This window comes from Bacillus sp. ISL-18 (genome assembly GCF_018613415.1).
GTDB lineage: Bacteria > Bacillota > Bacilli > Bacillales > Cytobacillaceae > Neobacillus.
In genome coordinates this window covers 767,363-786,140 of record NZ_JAGGQG010000010.1, presented here as the reverse complement: position 1 = coordinate 786,140, position 18,778 = coordinate 767,363, and the positions used below count along the sequence as shown (strand labels likewise).

Here is an 18,778-nt window from a genome sequence, read left to right as displayed (position 1 = left end):
AATTCAGGTAACCCTGAAATTTAATAATCTAGAAAAAGGCAAAAGCTCTTGTTGTGGCTTTTGCCTTTTTTCAGTCCTGTTTTAATGTGATATACTGGAAAAAGATACAATGGGCAGGAGGGATTACAATGCCATTGACAGACCGTGAACTAGTTGTTCTGGATGAAATTCGCTCGTGGGAAAAAAACTTATTAAGCTATGAAGCCAATGATTTTCAATTACTCTATGAAAAGTATTTGGACCGATCTTTTTCTTTATTGCCGGAAAAAGTTCAAAGGCAATTTTTTTCCGTAATTGACGGTTGGTTATTTCATTTACATAGTATTATTCAAGGTTCACAGCTTCAAATGGATGCAAAGGAAAGAATACTGGGATCAGGGAGAATCTTCCAAAAAGATATAGAGAATATCGCAGACCTGAGAAGATTGGATATTGACCAATTACAATACATAGCGGAGCAGCAAATTGCCAAGCATCGCCTCTATTCCTTTACCCAAGGTGGACTTTCTGGGACGGGAGGTACGCTTCTGCTAGGGGCAGATATTCCAGCGATGGCAGTTATAAATCTGCGGGTGGTTCAATTGATTGCGATGACCTACGGATTTGAGGTGAATACCCCATTTGAGATGATGACGTCTTTAAAGGTATTCCATACAGCCACATTGCCGCCGAGAATCCAAAAAGAGGGCTGGGCTTGTTTGAACGAGGAATTAGAGCAGCAAGAAGAGTTATATTTTTATGAAGGAAATGAGAAAATTTCCGATATTTCTTGGCTGGAGCAACCCATTCAGCAGCTGTTTAAGGCAATGGTGATTATGGTGTTCCGGAAAAAAGCAATCCAGGGTATACCACTTGTCAGTATGGCCATTGGCGCTGCAACCAATTATCAATTAACGCGCAAAGTAACGGACTTTGCCCATAAATATTATCAATTGCGATATCTTAAGGATAAAGAGGAGTCATAAAGATGAGTACCAAAGAACATAAAAGTGAAGCACCAAAGGCTGTTAATTGTATGGTCATTACTGTTAGTGATACAAGAAATCAGGAAACAGATAAAAGTGGCCGGTTAATGATCGAAATGCTTGAAGATACAGGACATAAAATTGTGGATTATTGTATTGTAAAAGATGAATCGGGACCAATACAAGCTGAAATTCTTAAAGCCTGTAACAGAGAAGAGATCGATGTAATTCTTACGAATGGCGGGACGGGAATTGCCAAGCGGGATGTTACCATCGAAACGGTTAAAGGGCTGCTAGAGAAAGAAATAGTCGGCTTTGGGGAATTGTTTAGAATGCTGAGTTACCAGGAGGATATAGGTTCTGCAGCAATCCTATCCAGGGCGATAGCAGGCGTTGTTAAAAACACAGCTATATTCTCGACTCCTGGCTCCACTGGAGCGGTCAAATTAGCAATGAGCAAATTAATTCTTCCAGAGATTGGGCATGTTGTTCGAGAGTTAAAAAAAGACCTATAAACAATAAAAACTCCCTCTTGCAGGGAGTTTTTATTGATGGACTTTTGTGGAAACGGTTTGATCGGCACGATACCAGAGCCATAAATCATTAATGATAGAAGCAAGTTCCGCTATTTCAGTATTCAACTTACATGAAAGGGGAAAGTCACTTTCATCAGAAAGTTTAGCCTGTTTATAGTTAATTTCCTGCTCGAGTTCAGCAATCCGATCGGGAATAGAACCGCGAATCTTTTCCCAATGAAGCAAAATAAACTGCTGCGTTTCCTTGCTGTATTCATCCCACTCAACCCTTAAATCCGGCACAGGAATCCCAAGACGTTCATCAAAATAAAAATGATCCACCATATATCTGCCTCCTATTTCAAATTCGCTAATAGTAGAAATGGTGTCAGGCACCATCTTAAAATAATTGTTTTAATTGTACTATAGATAGAGAGATCATTCACGAGAATATATTTAACTTTTAACGAAAAAGCACGGGCGATGAGCGCCGTGCTTTAAAATATATAAAGTTTTATTCAGCATCTTTTATGGTTCGAACGACTAGAACATCGCAAGGGGAGTAACGAGTGATATGTTCTGAAACGCTTCCGATAAAGAATCTTTCCACCACATTCATCCCGGTAGCTCCGCAGAGGATTAAATCTACTTGATGTTTTTTGGCTATATCTCTAGGGATGCGAATTTTAGGAGAGCCGTATTCAATCTCATATTGAACATTTTTTATCCCTGCCTCAACAGCTTGCTGTTGATACTTTTCGAGCATTTCTTTTGCTTGCGTTTCTGTACGGTCGCCAATAACCGTATCATATGCTTCAACTAAGGCAAAAGTCCTTGTATCGATTACATGTACGAGTATCATACGTGAACCATTTCGTTTGGCGATTTCTATCCCTTTTTTGAATGCCCACTCTGCTTCTTTTGATCCATCAATAGCGACTAAAATATTTTGATATTTAAGTCCCATGATTATCATCTCCTCACCTTGATTATACAATATTTAACAATGAATAATTGTTTCAATTTTTCGAACAATAATGAAGTAACATCATCAAAAGGGGGGTATGAAAGTATGGTAAAAGGTGAATCAAAGAACAAGTATACATTTGAATTTGATGAAAAGGGGACAATGGAGGTAAGCCAGCAGATTTTGAACTCTTATAATAGTGGATTTATAGGGGAAGGAACGGCACTTGCAAACAATAGTGATTTTGCTGCTGTTGAGGAATAAAATTGAGTTTCTGACAAAAAAGCTGTCTAAATTAGGCAGCTTTTTTGTTTTGATAAACCAGACTTGTAATAGTAGTCATATGTCCATGGAAAATAAACTCTAAAGGGCATTTACCCAAGAGTTTATAGGTAATCATGCATATTCTTTAGTGTGTCAACTATAAAAAGAGGAGGGGAAAATGAAAAATGACAACTGAAATGTATGGAATAAATACGGGAGATGAAAGACTTCACCACGGTTTTGGCCACTTTGGCGGCTTTGGTCATTTTGGAGGTTTTGGCCGTCCTGGCTTTGGCTTTGGACGTCCAGGCTTCGGATTCGGTTTTGGCCGTCCATTCGGCTTTGGCTTTGGCAGACCCTTCGGTTTTGGCTTTGGCAGACCGTGGGGATGGGGATGGGGCCTTGGCGGTTTTGGGCTGCCGTTTTTAGGCGGCTTGGCAGCAGGTGCCTTATTAACAGCACCATATTTATATGGTTATGGATACCCGTATTTCGGTTACCCGTATTTTTACCCATATTACCCATATCCTTACTTTTATTAAAAGTAAAAAAAGAAGAGGCGGGGACCTCTTCTTTTTTACATAGGAAAACCAGCTTCACTAGAAAGCTGGTTTTATAAAGCAATTATGTAGCCGCATTTGCCGTAGAGATATAAGAAAGTTTTAAACCACCACTCCTCAAAGTGGGTGTTCTCAGAAACGTTCCTGCGTGTCCTCCATGTCCTATAGACAGAGGCATGTCATTTCCGCTTCGATAGTTAAACTCCCTTTTACAGCTTAAAGGTTAAAACTTTATTATGATTACGTACAACGCAGCTTGTATTGTTATAATACATCAAATCCTTACAGAGTTCAATGTAAAAAGGTCCCAAATTTTATTTAATAATTTGCAGCTCTTTTGGGAAATTAGTAATCACTTTTGCTCCATCCGCCGTAATATACACATCATCCTCAATACGGACGCCTGCAACCTCTGGTACATAGATACCGGGTTCAATCGTATAAACCATTCCTTCTTCAATTATCAACTGATTGGTCTCTGTTAATGACGGATATTCATGGACACTAATCCCAAGACCATGCCCTAAGCGGTGAGGGAAAAACTTCCCGTAACCGGCATCTGAAATAATTCGTCGGGCAGTAAGGTCCACTTCCGCAGCGCTCACCCCAGGTTTACTAGCGTCTATCGCAGCAAGTTGGGCCTTCAAGACCGTATCATATATTTCTTTTTGCTTATCGTTAATATCTCCATACGCCACTGTTCTTGTAATATCGGAGCAATACCGGTCAACCACAACACCTAAATCAAACAAGACGAGATCGCCCTTTTTAATTTTGGTTCCTCCAGGAGTACCATGAGGAGAAGCTGCATTTGCACCTGTTAGAACCATGGTTGAAAACGACATTTCGGTTACGCCCTTTTGTTTAAGTGCGTACTCCAATGCATTTAGTACATCGAGTTCTGTTTTTCCTTCTTTAATTTCACTAGCACCAAACTGAACAGCGTAATCTGCCAATGCACAGGCTTCTTCAATGATTTTTAATTCCTGTGCATCCTTAATCATGCGCAGCATCCGTAATTTTTCTTCTGCCGATACGAACGAAGCGTGCGGAAACAAACTTAAAAGCCGTTCATAGCGCTCAACGTTCATATGTTCTTTTTCAATAGCAGCCTTCAAAACTTTATGAATTCTTTTATTGATCGAGTTTAAGATCAGTTCCCACGGATTTTCAATGTCACTGTAGCCGATGATCTCATGAGCCCAGCCAGATCGTTTTGCATCATGTACTTCCATTGAAGGGCAAACCAAAAACGGCTCCTCTTCTTGGAATACCGCAAGTGCGAGAAGTCTTTCATGCGGGTCAGTATAATAGCCGCTTAAATAAAAAACATTTTCTGACGATGTCAAAAAACTGACTTCAATTTCATTTTCCTTCATCCAAGTTTGAAGCTTTACTAATCGTTGATTCATGTTAGGGGACCCCCTTGTTAAATATCAAATCCAACCTGAGCGTAACAAGATAATTGGTGAATGTAAACTATCATACCTTATCATGCACTAAAAAGAAGCAGTTATGGGTATAAAGTAAGAAGGAATTCCTAAATTCTTAGGGAAATACATAGAAAAGCGTAAGTGCCCGTCTTAGCGTTGGCACCGAGCTTGATAATTCTTATAGATAAAAAGGAGTAGGTAAGAATGAGAATATCTTATCATGGGCATTCAGTTGTTCAAATTAATACGGCAGGAAAAAATATCATCATTGACCCGTTTATTACAGGCAATTCCTTAACGGACTTAAAGGCGCAAGATGTGAAAGTCGACGCAATTATATTATCACATGGCCATAATGACCATGTGGGGGATACTGTAGAGCTGGCCAAAAGGAATGACGCGCTTGTAGTGGCAACGGATGAATTATCTACGTTCTTAAGCTGGCAGGGTGTAAAAACACATGGTATGCATATCGGAGGTTCTTATCAATTTGATTTTGGCAAAATAAAGTTGACCCAGGCCTTCCATGGCTCAAGCTATACCACAAATGATCATCAAATCGTGTATTGCGGAATGCCTGCTGGAATCTTGTTTATGAGTGAAGGGAAGACCATTTACCACGCAGGTGATACTGCACTTTTCTCCGATATGAAATTAATTGGCGACCGTCATCCAATCGACCTTGCCTTCCTGCCAATTGGTGATAACTATACAATGGGTCCAGAGGATGCTGCCTATGCGGCCGAACTGTTAAGAGCTAAAACAGTTGTTCCAATCCATTACAATACCTTCCCGCCAATTAAACAAGACCCGAATCAATTTCTTGAAATGATGCCTAATAAAAATGGACTCGTCCTTGCACCAGGTGAGGCATTAGAAATTTAATGGTTCTTTCGGTTTTCACATACTTTTTTTCCTTCCTCTAGCATAAAAATGAAACAAGCAGTCTTTTAGGGAGGAAATGAAAATGAAAAAGAACCGATATCTACTTTGCTTATTGCTTGCAGCCTTTATGCTCTATTTTGCTGTACCTAGATTGTCAATTAACCTTGACAACACACAAGGGATCTTTTCTTTAACATGGCTGGCTTTTGCATTAGTTGTGATTGCAGGGAATCTAACAGGTATCCTCTATAGCCCAAAGAAATCGATGCGAAAAATGCAGTCAGGACGTGTAAAGAAAAAGTCCCGTTCCTACCATTAATCCTTCATTATTTTCTTAGGAGTTTTCAAGGCTCCTAGCAAGCAGCGCCTCAAAAAAGGCGCTCTTTGCATGATAAATTGTGAGAAACCGCATTGAATCAAGACTTTTAACACTCTATAATGGAAAATAGACATAATTCCGGTGTAAGACTGGATGAATTGGAATTCAAACAATAAAGGGTGAAGGTCTTGGCTACTAAGCATGAACAAATTTTGCAATACATTGATGGACTTCCAATTGGGGAAAAAATATCAGTGCGGCAAATCGCCAAGGCGATGACCGTAAGTGAAGGAACGGCCTACAGAGCGATAAAAGAAGCTGAAAATAAAGGATATGTCAGCACGATTGAACGGGTTGGCACGATTAGGATTGAGCGAAAAAAGAAAGAAAATATTGAAAAGCTTACATTTGCCGAAGTTGTAAATATTGTGGACGGGCAGGTATTAGGCGGAAGAACTGGTTTGCATAAAACCCTAAATAAATTCGTCATTGGCGCGATGAAATTAGAAGCCATGATGCGCTATACAGAGGCTGGTAATCTCCTTATTGTCGGAAACCGGACACAGGCACATGAGCTTGCCTTAAAAGAAGGAGCCGCTGTTTTAATTACTGGTGGATTTGACTGTGAAGAGCATGTGAAAAAGCTGGCCGATAATTTGGAATTACCGGTCATTTCAACTAGTTATGATACCTTCACGGTAGCAACGATGATTAACAGGGCTATTTATGACCAATTGATCAAAAAAGAAATCATTCTAGTAGAAGACATTTTAACATCGCTTGATGAAACCTATTATCTCAAAACTTCAGATAAAGTATCCAAATGGCATGAGCTAAATCAAAAAACCACGCATAGCCGCTACCCTGTTGTCGACCAAAACATGAAAATTCAGGGGATGGTCACGAGTAAAGATATACTAGGCCGAGATTTAGATACTTCGATTGATAAGATCATGACAAAAAATCCAATGACGGTGAACGGAAAAACAAGTGTCGCCTCAACAGCTCATACAATGGTTTGGGAAGGGATAGAGGTCTTACCTGTTACAGACGATTCCAATCGTCTTGAGGGAATTATCAGCCGTCAAGATGTATTAAAGGCGCTGCAAATGAATCAGCGCCAGCCGCAGGTTGGTGAAACAATTGACGATATCATTACCAACCAAATGGCTTTAATCCAAGGGAAAGCTAAAGGGGAGGAAGTTTACTCCTGTGAAGTAACCCCTCAAATGACTAATCATCTTGGAACCATTTCATACGGGGTATTCACCACAATTGTGTCTGAAGCGGCAAATCGGATTTTACGCAGTTATAAAAAAGGCGATTTGGTTGTAGAAAATATGACAATTTACTTTTTAAAACCGGTTCAGATGGAAAGTACCTTAGAAATTATTCCTAAAGTACTGGAAGTTGGCCGTAAGTTTGGGAAAGTAGATGTAGAGGTTTTTAATGAAAGTGTGTTAGTGGGAAAAGCGATGATGATGTGTCAGTTAATTGATCGGAATTAATAACTTAATTAAAGGCTGTGTTAATCTTGAATGTTGATTTCCGCTCCAGGCGGCTTCGCTTTCCGCGGGCGTGCCGGGGAGCCTCCTCGGCGCACCTGCGCCTGTGGGGTCTCCCCTGCCCCGTACTCCCGCAGGAGTCTTCGCCGCCTTCCGCTCCAATCAACATGCTAAAAATTAACAATACCCCTTAACACAGCCTAATTAAAAAGAAAGCCGCTTCCCTTTGAGAAGCGGCTCAACTTATTTTTGGGCTTCAAGACTGTTAGCCTCTTCAATGGCAAACGGAAGGTAGTGCTTATATTTTTTGAAGCCAATCCAACTAAAGTAGGCACCATAAATAGTAAAGATGGATGCAATAATGTATGATGTGGTAGTCTCGGATATAAAGACAAGATGATTAATGCCAAATAAGCAGACAAAAAGACCAAGTGCGATATTTGATTTGGCGGAAAGCCATTTCTTTTCTACCTGACGGTTGCTTCTAATGTATTTTGTTTTATAAAATAAGTAGAAAGCAAATAAAACGACAATCAATACAACGAATACAAACATTATTCAATCCTCCAAATTTCTTGAAATCATTATTATTTTATCGTGGATTGAAAAAAAAAGCCATAATTGGTACATAAGGAGCAGTGTCATGATTGAGCAAATTTTAACAGCAATTAAACAATATGAAACGATTATTGTTCACCGTCATATCCGTCCAGACCCGGATGCATACGGTTCACAAGGTGGATTAACCGCAATATTAAAGGAATCCTTTCCAGAGAAAAAAATCTATGCCGTCGGTCAAGAGGAAGCGACGCTGAATTTCCTGCGCAGGCTTGATGTAATCGAGGACGAAGTTTATAAAGGGGCATTAGTGATTGTTTGTGATACGGCCAATCAGGAAAGAATCGATGATCATCGCTATACATGGGGAGATAAATTGATTAAAATCGACCATCATCCTAACATGGAACCGTATGGGGACTTATTGTGGGTCGACACCAATGCTAGTTCCTGCAGTGAAATGATCTATGAATTCTATCTAAAAGGTAAGGAATCGGGATTGAAAATGAATGACGAGGCGGCAAGGTTATTGTTTGCCGGTATTGTTGGTGACACGGGTAGATTTTTGTTCCCAAGTTCAACGGAAAAAACATTTGCATATGCAGGTGAATTAATTCATTACAATTTTTCACGGACAGAACTTTTTGACAGAATGTACGAGCTAGATCCTAAAATTATTAAATTACAAGGTTATATCCTGCAGAATTTTGTCCTACAGCCAAATGGTGTAGCTTCTGTTGAGATTACCAAGGATTTATTAAAAGAGTATGACGCGAGACCGGCTGAAGCATCTTTACTGGTTGGATCACTTGGGGAGGTAAAAGGGATAAAAGCGTGGGTCTTTTTCATTGAGGAAGACAACCAAATCCGGGTAAGACTCCGCTCGAAGGGGCCTGTGATTAATGTGGTCGCAAGGAAATTTAACGGCGGCGGACATCCGCTTGCTTCGGGTGCAACGATTTATTCATGGGACGAAGTGGAACAAGTCGTTACGGAATTAGGGAAAGTTTGCGAAGCATATTCCAACTAGTCTCAAGCAAGAAAACGGCCCGTTTTCAGGGCCGTATGTCTAGCTGCAGCGCCTAATAAAGTCGCTGCAGCCTTGCTTATTCAAAATGAATTTCTAATTGGATGGTTAAGTTTGTATAGATAACCATTTCTTTCACTTTTAACTTGTATCTTTTATCATTAATTTTTACTTGTTTGTTTTCAATTATTTTTTTGAGTAAGTCCTTACTTTTATATACGGTTTCGATATCTTTGGCGAGCATCATACTAATATCATCGTGAACCGAATCTTCTGTTTCTAGGACACTCAACGAGTCTAGCTTATATTTTTCGGCGTTTGTGATTTTAATATTTATTTTCTGGACCGTAAGCTGTTCAATATTGCGCCGATTGATTTCCTTATACTCATCCTGCCAAATCTTTTTCTCGTTATTTAAATCAACAATTTCCTGCTGCTGCTTCCGTATTAACTCCGTGTTCTCTTCCTGCCAAACCCCGTAAATATAGAGAAAGATACACCAGCTAATTGCTCCGCCAACAGCGGTTCCTGCAAAAAAGCGCTGCCAGCCGGGTTTACGATATAATTGCGGGACTCTCATGACGAGATATGCTCCTGGGTTAACCAATTAATAATGAGCGCACCTGTTTGGGCCCCGCCCAAGGCAGAAAGGATGAGCAAGAGTTGTTTAAAAAGATCCTTTGTATCCGCGTTAAATATACCTCTTTCAAATGTGTAAACTGCATCAAATGTTCCACCAATTGCAGAAACGATTGCCCATATCCTAAGTGCGGAGGACAATCGGTAGACGGTCGTAAGCGGTGGTTGTCCAGTTAAGAATGAAGCAATTCCTCCAATTAAGGAACCGCCAAGCACGACTCCTAGTGCGATAAAGTAGCCCTCAATAAAAGCCGGAAAAAAACCAATCTCTTTCATGCGCAAACCGCCCTTACAAATTGTTATATTCATGTATATGGACAAAGGTTCTGGAATATGAGTTAGTACCATGAAATAAAGCCCAAGGCGCTTATGCTTTTCGTTAAATAAGAACATATTTTCCTTTTTTCTTATTAAGCTCTATAATTAAATTAATGAAATTTTTTTAAGGAACGGTGTGACATTATGTCTTTTATTCACCTTCATGTATATAGTGCCTATAGCTTGTTGACAAGCACGGCATCTGTCCCGGATTTAATTGAAAATGCCAAAAGAAAAGGGTTTAAAGCCCTTGCTCTGACAGACCGAAACGTCATGTACGGAACGATTGAATTTTATAAACTCTGTAAGAAAAATAACCTTAAACCAATCATTGGTCTAACGGTAGATGTTGAAAGCGAACGGTCAGAAAATGAAGCCTATCCACTTGTTTTACTTGCTGAAACAGAGGAAGGATTTAAAAACTTACTAAAAATAACAAGTGCGGTTCAAACTAAGTCTAAAAATGGTCTTCCGTTTAAATGGCTTAAATCTTATTCACAAGGACTTATCGCCATTTCTCCAGGTTTAGAAGGGGAAATTGAACAGTCACTTTTAAACGGCAATGAGGAATATGCACGAAGATTAATCCTTAGACTGGATCAGATATTCGGAAACGGCAACTTCTTCTTATCTGTCCAGCAGCATCAGCTAGAAGATGAAAAAAGGATATACAAACAGTTTCTTACGATCGCTAACAGAGAGAACATACCGCTTGTAGCTACAAACAGAGTCCATTATTTAGAAAAAGAAGATACATTTGCACACGAATGTTTACTAGCGATTAAAAATGGCGATAAACTTCAGGATGAGCATAGAGAAAAACTAGATAGCGACCAGTTTTATTTAAAAAGTGCTGAAGAAATGGTTGATTGCTTTTCAGAACATCCCCAAGCCTTAGAAAATTCCTTGAACATTGCCGCCCGGTGCACCGTAAATATCGAACTTAATAAAACCTATTTACCGGCATTCCCAACCGAGCATGGTGTTCCCGCGGAGGAGTTTCTTGACCATTTATGTGAAAAGGGATTGTATGAACGGTTCTCTAACCCGGATAAGGAATATTTAGACCGATTGTCCTATGAACTTGCTGTGATTAAGCGGATGAAATTTAGTAACTACTTTTTAATTGTTTGGGATTTTATGAGATATGCACGCGAGCATGGTATTTTAACCGGACCAGGACGAGGGTCAGCGGCAGGTTCACTTGTTGCGTATGTTTTGTATATCACAGACGTAGATCCGATTAAGCATGAGCTATTATTTGAGCGTTTTTTAAATCCTGAACGGGTATCGATGCCCGATATTGACATCGATTTCCCTGATCATCGCCGGGACGAGGTGATCGATTACGTTGCTAAAAAATATGGGGAAATGCATGTTGCTCAAATTGTTACATTTGGAACACTTGCTGCAAAAGCGGCTTTAAGAGATGTCGGCCGAGCGTTTGGTTTAAATGCGAAAGAATTGGAGTATTTATCAAAATTGGTTCCGTCCCGCTTAGGTATTAATCTGGACGCCGCTTATAAAGAATCTGAACGATTAAGAAAGTTTGTGAAGGATAGTCCGCTAAATCATAGATTGTTTGAGACAGCTATCAAACTTGAAGGCCTGCCGCGCCATACTTCCACACATGCGGCCGGTGTGGTCATTAGTGAGAAGCAGCTGGTGGAGTTAGTCCCGATTCAACGGGGGTCCGGAGATGTTTTCTTAACCCAGTATTCAATGGAGTATCTTGAGGAGATTGGCTTACTGAAAATGGACTTTCTCGGTCTACGAAACCTTTCGTTAATTGAAACGATTTTAACTTCTATTTATCGAGATACGGGCAGGAATGTTGACATACGGCAGATACCACTGCAAGACGCTAACACGTTTGACTTACTGGCCAGAGGGGAAACCACAGGTATATTTCAGCTTGAATCAGAGGGTATGAGGAAGGTACTGACTCGATTAAAGCCGTCTCGCTTTGAGGATATTGTGGCAGTAAATGCTTTATATCGTCCAGGCCCAATGGAAAACATTCCACTCTATATCGACCGGAAACATGGCAGGGCGGCTGTAGAGTATCCACACCCTGATTTGGAGCCCATTTTAGCGAATACCTATGGAGTCATTGTTTACCAAGAGCAAATCATGCAGATTGCCTCCAAAATGGCTGGTTTTTCCCTTGGTGAAGCAGACTTGTTACGCCGTGCAGTAGGGAAAAAGCAAAAAGAAGTATTGGACAAAGAGCGCTATCACTTCGTTCAAGGGGCATTAAAGAAAGGTTATACAGAAGGACTTGCGAATGAAATATATGATTTAATTGTTCGATTTGCAAACTACGGATTTAATAGGAGCCATGCGGTCGCCTATAGTATGATTGCCTACCAACTAGCGTTTTTAAAAGCCAACTTTCCAGTTCATTTTATGGCGGGCCTTCTTACTTCTGCAATCGGGAATGATACAAAAATTGCTCAATATATTTTGGAAACGCGGCAAAAGGAGATCAACGTCCTCCCCCCATCGATTAATCAAAGCAAATACTCCTTTCAGGTAGAAAGAAATGGAATTCGATATAGCCTGGCAGCCATAAAAAGTGTGGGTGCTGCAGCTCTGAAGGAAATCTTCCAAGTTAGAAAACGGAAGAGATTTGAAGACTTATTTGACTTTTGTATTAGAGTTTCTTCTAAAGCAGTAAACCGAAAAACACTTGAATATTTAGTTCATTCCGGTGCATTTGATGAATTTGGCGAAGACCGTGCTGTTCTTTTAGCCAGTTTGGATGTAGCGATTGAACATGCCCAAATCTTTAAACCGAATGAGGATGAACAGTTTGCCTTATTTGAGGAAGACATGATCCCAAAGCCAAAATACGTCCAAGTGGATCCTATTAGTCTCGAAAATAAATTGACCTTTGAAAAAGAGGCGCTAGGTTTCTACCTATCTGACCATCCTATCTCCATTTATGAAAAAAGGCTTAAACTAAGTGGTGCCTTGCTGTTATATCAATTTAGCCCGGAAGTAAAAAGGGCTGCCTCAGGTGTCTATATTTCAGCGATGAAATCGATTCGTACAAAAAAAGGAGACTCGATGGCTTTCTTAACCATAAGTGATTCGAGCGGTGAGATGGAGGCTGTGGTATTTCCAAATGTATATAAAAGATTTCAGGTATTATTGAAACAAGGAAGTTTTGTGCTTCTTGAAGGTAAATTGGAAGAAAGAGAAGGTCAATGGCAATTTATTATTCAGCAGGTGTTTGATTTGGAACAATGGTTACAAAACAATTTTAAAACACAAGCTGTTTTATATTTAAAAGTTTCCGCTGGTATGAAGGACGAAGCATTACTAAAACAGATACATCAGTTATTAAAAGAAAATAAAGGAACTGCCCCCGTTATTGTCCATTATGAAGATACCGGGAAAACATTTAGGTTAGGTGATGAGTACAAGGTGAAACCTGAACAGAATGTACTGCAAAAATTAAGAAATATCCTTGGTTCAGAAAACGTGGTCCTAAAGGAATAATTCTTTACAACTTCCCTAGATATGTTATAGTGGTAAAGAGACAAGTGTGGTCTGACCACTATAGATGGCAATAAGTGAATGGGTATTATTATTTTTTATATAATTTTTTAGGGGTGACAGTTCTTGACTTTACGTGAAGAAGCATTACATATGCATCGAATTCATAAGGGAAAGTTAGAATCAAAATCAAAGGTTCCAGTTCGAAATGCACATGATTTAAGTTTAGCCTATTCACCAGGTGTGGCAGAGCCATGTAAAGACATCTATGAAAAACCTGAAACGGTTTATGATTATACGATGAAAGGTAATATGGTTGCCGTTGTTTCCGACGGTACAGCTGTATTAGGGCTGGGTAACATTGGACCTGAAGCCGCTCTTCCAGTAATGGAAGGCAAAGCTGTCCTTTTTAAAAGCTTTGCCGGAGTGGATGCTTTTCCCATTTGTTTAAACACAACAGATGTTGATAAAATTGTCGAAACGGTAAAGTTGTTGGAGCCAACCTTTGGGGGAGTGAATCTCGAAGATATCGCCGCTCCGAACTGTTTTGTGATTGAAGAAAGATTGAAAAGGGAAGCTAATATCCCCATTTTTCATGATGACCAACATGGCACTGCCATTGTAACTGTAGCAGGACTTGTCAACGCCCTTAAAATTATTGGAAAGAAAATGACTGAAATAAAGGTAGTTGCTAGCGGAGCCGGTGCGGCTGGAATTGCCATTATCAAGTTGTTATATAACTACGGAGTCAGAGATATCATCATGTGTGATACAAAAGGTGCCATTTATGAAGGCCGGCCGCAGGGGATGAATTCAGTCAAAGCAGAAGTGGCGAAATTTACGAACCGCGATAATCAACAAGGAAGTCTCGCTGATGTGATAAAAGGTGCGGATGTTTTTATCGGTGTATCGGTTGCAGGAGCACTAACCAAGGATATGGTTGCTTCTATGAACCCAGACTCGATCATTTTTGCAATGGCTAATCCTGATCCAGAGATTATGCCGGAAGAAGCCAAAGCGGCGGGGGCAAAAGTGGTTGGAACGGGTCGTTCTGATTTTCCTAACCAAGTGAACAACGTCCTTGCATTTCCAGGAATTTTCCGTGGAGCCCTTGATGTTCGGGCAACTCATATAAATGAAAAAATGAAAGTGGCAGCCGTAGAGGCAATTGCCGGATTAATAAGCGAGGATGAACTGCATGCAGACTATGTTATCCCAGCACCTTTTGACCCAAGAGTAGCACCAAATGTTGCTGCTGCAGTGGCCAAGGCAGCTATGGAAACAGGAGTAGCCCGTCTGAAAGTTGATCCAGAGGATGTAAAGGAAAGAACTCAAAGGCTCGCAATCATTGGTAAAAGTGAGTGATTCGTAAGTGACGAATACCAAAGTTTATTTAGAGATTGTGAAGCAATTAAGAGAAATGATTACGATTGACGGTCTCAAGACCGGCGATAAAATCCCATCTGAACGTGAATTGTCGGAGCGCCTGAATTTCGGGCGCTCTTCCGTTCGCGAAGCACTTAGAGCGTTAGAATTACTTGGTTTAATTGAGACTAGAAGAGGCGAGGGAACCTATATTAGAGATTTTCGCGGTCATCAGCTTGTCCAACTTCTTAGTACTTTTATTTTGCAGGATCAAAAAGCTAAGCGTGATGTGTATGAAACCAAAAACTATATTGAAATGGATTGCTTGCATTTAGTACTCCAAAAAGCAGATAATCAGGAAATCAAAAAGATTAAGGATTGGTTTGAAATCACGGACCATTTCTCTGATGATGAATTTTTCCAGAGATTTATGGAGCTGTCCGATAACCATTTATTCTTGCGATTATGGTCTATTTTAAAAGAGTATTATCACTCATTAGAGGAAAATGATCTAATCTATAAACGGGAACATTATCTTAATTTATTAAACGCTATAGCTGAAAAGGATCTTGAAAAAACACTATCTGCGTATAAAAAACTTCGAAATTTGTCAAACTTTACCGACAAATACTAACAGATTTTGAACTATGTTTATTTTATAGTGAAAGTTATACAAGCCTGTTAGGAGGGCTATTTTTTAGTTTGATTCAGTTAGAACACTTAGAATGGTTTAGGTATGAAGTGGAGGCTGGATAGAAAGACTTTTATAATAGCAATAATTGGAGAATCTTGCCATAGGCAGGTCGCGTTACACAAGGGAGGTTTTAATTTGGCGCTTAAGGATCTTTTTACAAAAAATCAACCAAAAAAGAAAAAATATGCAACCATAACAAAAGATACTACAAAGAATGACGTGCCAGAAGGAATTATGTCTAAGTGTCCTTCATGTAAAAAAATTATGTATACAAAAGAGTTAGTGAAAAACGCAAAGGTATGTCTGCATTGCGGTTTTCATTTCCAAATGACAGCAAAAGAACGGATCGATAGTTTTATTGATGAAGGAACTTTTGTGGAATTAAACGAGGAAATGGTTTCAATGAATCCACTTAATTTTCCGGATTATCTGGAAAAGCTGGAAAAAGACCGGCAAAAAAGCAATCTTAATGAAGCCGTTGTAACTGGTATAGGGACGGTTAATGACCATAAGATTGTCTTAGCCATTATGGATGCTTCATTCCGGATGGGGAGTATGGGTTCAGTTGTTGGAGAAAAAATAACCAGGGCCATTGAAAAAGCAGATGAATTGTCGCTTCCATTTATTATTTTTACAGCATCCGGCGGAGCAAGAATGCAAGAAGGCGCCCTCAGTTTGATGCAAATGGCAAAGACTAGTGTTGCTTTAAAGAGATTTAGTAATAATGGCGGCCTTATTATCTCGATGATGACTCACCCGACAACAGGCGGTGTCTCTGCAAGCTTTGCCTCCTTGGGGGATTATAACTTTGCTGAACCGGGAGCATTAATTGCCTTTGCTGGTCGGAGAGTAATTGAACAATCGATTCGTGAGGAATTGCCGGAGGATTTTCAAACGGCAGAGTTCCTTTTAAAACATGGTCAGCTTGATGCCATTATTTCCCGTGAAGACTTAGTGGAAAAAATTACTAATATATTAGAAATTCATCAACCTGGAGGTGAACTCGAATGGTAGGAGAATTAGAATTCGAACGCCCAATTGTGGAGTTAAGAAAGAAAATTACGGAACTAAAAGAGTTCACTAAAACAACAGATGTAGATTTAAGTTCTGAAATTAAAAAGTTAGAGGCTCGTCTGGTGAAACTGGAGCAGGACATATATGAAAATATTAAGCCATGGGACAGAGTTCAAATAGCTCGGCTTGCCAGCCGCCCGACCACTCTTGATTATATTTCGTATCTTTTTGATGGTTTTTTTGAGTGCCATGGTGATCGTACCTTTGGTGATGATGAAGCCATTGTTGGCGGTGTAGCCAAGTTTAAAGGCTTACCTGTCACCGTTATTGGCCATCAGCGGGGGAAAGATACGAAAGAAAATATCCGCAGGAATTTTGGAATGCCCCATCCTGAAGGCTATCGAAAAGCATTGCGATTAATGAAGCAGGCTGATAAATTTAATCGCCCTATTATTTGCTTTATTGATACGAAGGGAGCCTATCCAGGGAAAGCTGCTGAAGAACGAGGTCAGAGCGAAGCCATTGCTCGAAATTTATTTGAAATGGCTGGGCTGCGGGTCCCGGTTATTTGCGTTGTCATTGGAGAGGGCGGAAGCGGCGGTGCCCTAGCACTAGGTGTTGGCAACCGCATTTATATGCTCGAAAATTCAACTTACTCCGTTATTTCTCCTGAAGGGGCGGCAGCTATTCTGTGGAAGGATGCGTCTCTTGCAAAGAATGCAGCAGAAACAATGAGAATTACTGCTCCTGACCTGAAGGAACTGGGGATTATTGATGATATTATCCCAGAGATTAAGGGTGGAGCTCAAAAGGATGTTAAAAAGCAGGCTGAGGAAATTGAGAAAATGCTAAAAGCATCACTAGCAGACTTATTAAAACGGTCCGAAGAAGAATTAATAGCAGACCGTTATAACCGGTTTAGAACCATTGGCGAATACACAGTTGCGGAAGATTACATTAGTGTAAATTAACGAATCGTGCTCTCAATGGGCACGATTTTTTTTAAAAAGAGTTCACATTTTATTCACTGAAATTACCTTAAATTGTTAATGATAACGATTGCAACCCAATATGAAGCGCTGCCAATTAATTGATTATTTCGTCTATTATAATTACTAATCTGAATCGGTTGTTAACGCGTTTTGTTCATGTTATTTTATAAATATTCGAGGATTTTATGTTAATAATAATAAAGTACTGTGAAGTTTAGGCTTAATTCATTTATTTACTAACGGTGTGTACATACGGGTCAAATTGATTATTGGGGTGATATACATGAAAAAAATAGGCGTTCTTACAAGTGGGGGAGACTCTCCTGGGATGAATCCAGCCATTCGTGCTGTGGTTCGTAAAGCAATTTTTCATAATGTAGAGGTATATGGTATTTACGGTGGTTATGCAGGATTAGTTAGTGGAAATATAAAAAAGCTTGAGTTAGGTTCTGTGGGTGACATCATTCATCGTGGTGGTACGATGCTTCAGTCTGCCCGTCTTCCTGAGTTTGCAAATCCAGAAGTCCAACAAAAAGGAATTGAGCAGCTTCGTGCACACGGTATTGAAGGGCTAGTTGTTATCGGTGGAGACGGTTCTTACCGCGGTGCGAGAGCCTTAACACAGCAAGGGTATCCGTGTGTTGGTGTACCTGGGACCATTGACAATGACATCCCTGGAACAGAGTTAACGATTGGCTTCGATACGGCCCTAAATACTGTCATCAATGCGATTGATAGAATTCGTGATACAGCAACCTCCCATGAAAGAACATTTGTTATTGAAGTAATGGGACGTAATGCCGGGGATATTGCTTTATGGGCTGGACTGGCAGGCGGAGCGGAAACCATTTTAATCCCAGAAGAAAATTATGACATGAAAGAAGTAGCTGAAAGACTGCGCAGTGGACATGATCGCGGTAAAAAGCATAGTATTATTGTCGTGGCTGAAGGAGTATGCAGTGGCTATGAATTTGCCCGTCAGCTTCAAGAAAACACGGAATTTGAAACAAGAGTATCGGTACTGGGACATATCCAGCGAGGCGGTTCACCGACCGTAGCGGATCGAGTGCTAGCCAGCAGGCTTGGAGCACGTGCGGTTGAATTGCTAATTGAAGGAAAAGGCGGACGTGCCGTAGGAATCGAAAATAATAAGCTTGTTGACTATGATATCATTGAAGCCTTAGAGAAAAAGCATACGCTCGACCTTGACTTATTTAAATTATCTAAGGAATTATCAATATAGGAATTGGAGTT

Annotated in this window: 20 protein-coding genes and 1 other RNA gene; 14 read left to right on the top strand and 7 right to left on the bottom strand. The window is 40.1% G+C overall.

Features of this window, described 5'->3' with window-relative positions; genetic code table 11:
* Positions 1-128 precede the first annotated feature (128 nt).
* Positions 129-965: an EcsC family protein gene (locus J7E81_RS17105; protein ID WP_215044119.1), complete on the top strand. Its 837-nt coding sequence runs from the start codon at positions 129-131 to the stop codon at positions 963-965.
* A 2-nt stretch (positions 966-967) separates the two neighbouring features.
* Complete coding sequence (locus J7E81_RS17100) at positions 968-1,480, top strand: MogA/MoaB family molybdenum cofactor biosynthesis protein (RefSeq protein ID WP_215044117.1); 513 nt, start codon at positions 968-970, stop codon at positions 1,478-1,480.
* Positions 1,481-1,510: 30 nt separating this feature from the next.
* Here J7E81_RS17100 and J7E81_RS17095 read toward each other — a convergent pair whose 3' ends face one another.
* The gene (locus tag J7E81_RS17095) at positions 1,511-1,825 is read right to left on the bottom strand and encodes a hypothetical protein (protein ID WP_215044115.1); all 315 of its coding nucleotides are present in this window, start codon (positions 1,823-1,825) and stop codon (positions 1,511-1,513) included.
* A gap of 169 nt (positions 1,826-1,994) precedes the next feature.
* Positions 1,995-2,447: a universal stress protein gene (locus J7E81_RS17090; RefSeq protein ID WP_215044113.1), complete on the bottom strand. Its 453-nt coding sequence runs from the start codon at positions 2,445-2,447 to the stop codon at positions 1,995-1,997.
* Between the two features lie 105 nt (positions 2,448-2,552).
* On the opposite strand from J7E81_RS17090, the gene J7E81_RS17085 reads away from it, so the two are divergent.
* The gene (locus J7E81_RS17085) at positions 2,553-2,711 is read left to right on the top strand and encodes a hypothetical protein (RefSeq protein ID WP_215044111.1); all 159 of its coding nucleotides are present in this window, start codon (positions 2,553-2,555) and stop codon (positions 2,709-2,711) included.
* A gap of 197 nt (positions 2,712-2,908) precedes the next feature.
* Positions 2,909-3,253, top strand: a complete 345-nt coding sequence (locus tag J7E81_RS17080; protein WP_215044419.1) for a hypothetical protein — start codon at positions 2,909-2,911, stop codon at positions 3,251-3,253.
* An 83-nt stretch (positions 3,254-3,336) separates the two neighbouring features.
* Here J7E81_RS17080 and ssrS read toward each other — a convergent pair.
* A non-coding RNA gene (gene ssrS, locus J7E81_RS17075) (6S RNA) lies at positions 3,337-3,532 on the bottom strand.
* A 53-nt stretch (positions 3,533-3,585) separates the two neighbouring features.
* Complete coding sequence (locus J7E81_RS17070; RefSeq protein WP_215044109.1) at positions 3,586-4,683, bottom strand: M24 family metallopeptidase; 1,098 nt, start codon at positions 4,681-4,683, stop codon at positions 3,586-3,588.
* Between the two features lie 225 nt (positions 4,684-4,908).
* Here J7E81_RS17070 and J7E81_RS17065 point away from each other — a divergent pair, with 225 nt between their 5' ends.
* From J7E81_RS17065 to J7E81_RS17055, 3 genes are all read left to right on the top strand, one after another.
* Positions 4,909-5,589, top strand: coding sequence for a metal-dependent hydrolase (locus J7E81_RS17065; RefSeq protein WP_215044107.1), 681 nt, complete (start codon positions 4,909-4,911; stop codon positions 5,587-5,589).
* An 82-nt stretch (positions 5,590-5,671) separates the two neighbouring features.
* Positions 5,672-5,908 carry a hypothetical protein gene (locus J7E81_RS17060; protein ID WP_215044106.1) on the top strand — a complete coding sequence of 79 codons (237 nt, stop codon included), beginning with the start codon at positions 5,672-5,674 and terminating at the stop codon, positions 5,906-5,908.
* 188 nt (positions 5,909-6,096) lie between these two features.
* Positions 6,097-7,416 carry a CBS domain-containing protein gene (locus J7E81_RS17055; protein WP_215044104.1) on the top strand — a complete coding sequence of 440 codons (1,320 nt, stop codon included), beginning with the start codon at positions 6,097-6,099 and terminating at the stop codon, positions 7,414-7,416.
* A gap of 240 nt (positions 7,417-7,656) precedes the next feature.
* Here the strand turns inward: J7E81_RS17055 and J7E81_RS17050 are convergent, their stop codons facing one another.
* Positions 7,657-7,968, bottom strand: a complete 312-nt coding sequence (locus tag J7E81_RS17050; RefSeq protein WP_215044102.1) for a YtpI family protein — start codon at positions 7,966-7,968, stop codon at positions 7,657-7,659.
* A gap of 88 nt (positions 7,969-8,056) precedes the next feature.
* Here J7E81_RS17050 and J7E81_RS17045 point away from each other — a divergent pair, with 88 nt between their 5' ends.
* Positions 8,057-9,001 (top strand): DHH family phosphoesterase, encoded by a 945-nt coding sequence (locus J7E81_RS17045; RefSeq protein ID WP_215044100.1) that lies wholly within the window; start codon positions 8,057-8,059, stop codon positions 8,999-9,001.
* A gap of 76 nt (positions 9,002-9,077) precedes the next feature.
* On the opposite strand, the gene ytrI is transcribed toward J7E81_RS17045, so the two are convergent.
* Positions 9,078-9,578, bottom strand: coding sequence for a sporulation membrane protein YtrI (ytrI, locus tag J7E81_RS17040; protein WP_215044098.1), 501 nt, complete (start codon positions 9,576-9,578; stop codon positions 9,078-9,080).
* Entirely contained in the window at positions 9,575-9,913 is a 339-nt protein-coding gene (gene ytrH, locus J7E81_RS17035; protein ID WP_215044096.1) for a sporulation membrane protein YtrH, read from the bottom strand. The genes ytrI and ytrH overlap by 4 nt, the downstream gene beginning before the upstream one ends.
* 186 nt (positions 9,914-10,099) lie before the next feature.
* On the opposite strand from ytrH, the gene dnaE reads away from it, so the two are divergent.
* From dnaE to pfkA, 6 genes are all read left to right on the top strand, one after another.
* The gene (dnaE, locus tag J7E81_RS17030) at positions 10,100-13,462 is read left to right on the top strand and encodes a DNA polymerase III subunit alpha (protein ID WP_215044094.1); all 3,363 of its coding nucleotides are present in this window, start codon (positions 10,100-10,102) and stop codon (positions 13,460-13,462) included.
* 123 nt (positions 13,463-13,585) lie between these two features.
* Complete coding sequence (gene ystJ, locus J7E81_RS17025; RefSeq protein ID WP_215044092.1) at positions 13,586-14,824, top strand: NADP-dependent malic enzyme; 1,239 nt, start codon at positions 13,586-13,588, stop codon at positions 14,822-14,824.
* Between the two features lie 7 nt (positions 14,825-14,831).
* Positions 14,832-15,458, top strand: a complete 627-nt coding sequence (locus tag J7E81_RS17020) for a FadR/GntR family transcriptional regulator (RefSeq protein ID WP_308162229.1) — start codon at positions 14,832-14,834, stop codon at positions 15,456-15,458.
* A 195-nt stretch (positions 15,459-15,653) separates the two neighbouring features.
* On the top strand, positions 15,654-16,532 hold the full coding sequence (gene accD / locus J7E81_RS17015; protein ID WP_215044090.1) for an acetyl-CoA carboxylase, carboxyltransferase subunit beta: 879 nt from the start codon (positions 15,654-15,656) through the stop codon (positions 16,530-16,532).
* On the top strand, positions 16,526-17,503 hold the full coding sequence (gene accA, locus J7E81_RS17010) for an acetyl-CoA carboxylase carboxyl transferase subunit alpha (protein ID WP_215044088.1): 978 nt from the start codon (positions 16,526-16,528) through the stop codon (positions 17,501-17,503). The genes accD and accA overlap by 7 nt, the downstream gene beginning before the upstream one ends.
* A gap of 304 nt (positions 17,504-17,807) precedes the next feature.
* Positions 17,808-18,767, top strand: coding sequence for a 6-phosphofructokinase (gene pfkA, locus J7E81_RS17005; protein WP_215044086.1), 960 nt, complete (start codon positions 17,808-17,810; stop codon positions 18,765-18,767).
* Positions 18,768-18,778 lie beyond the last annotated feature (11 nt).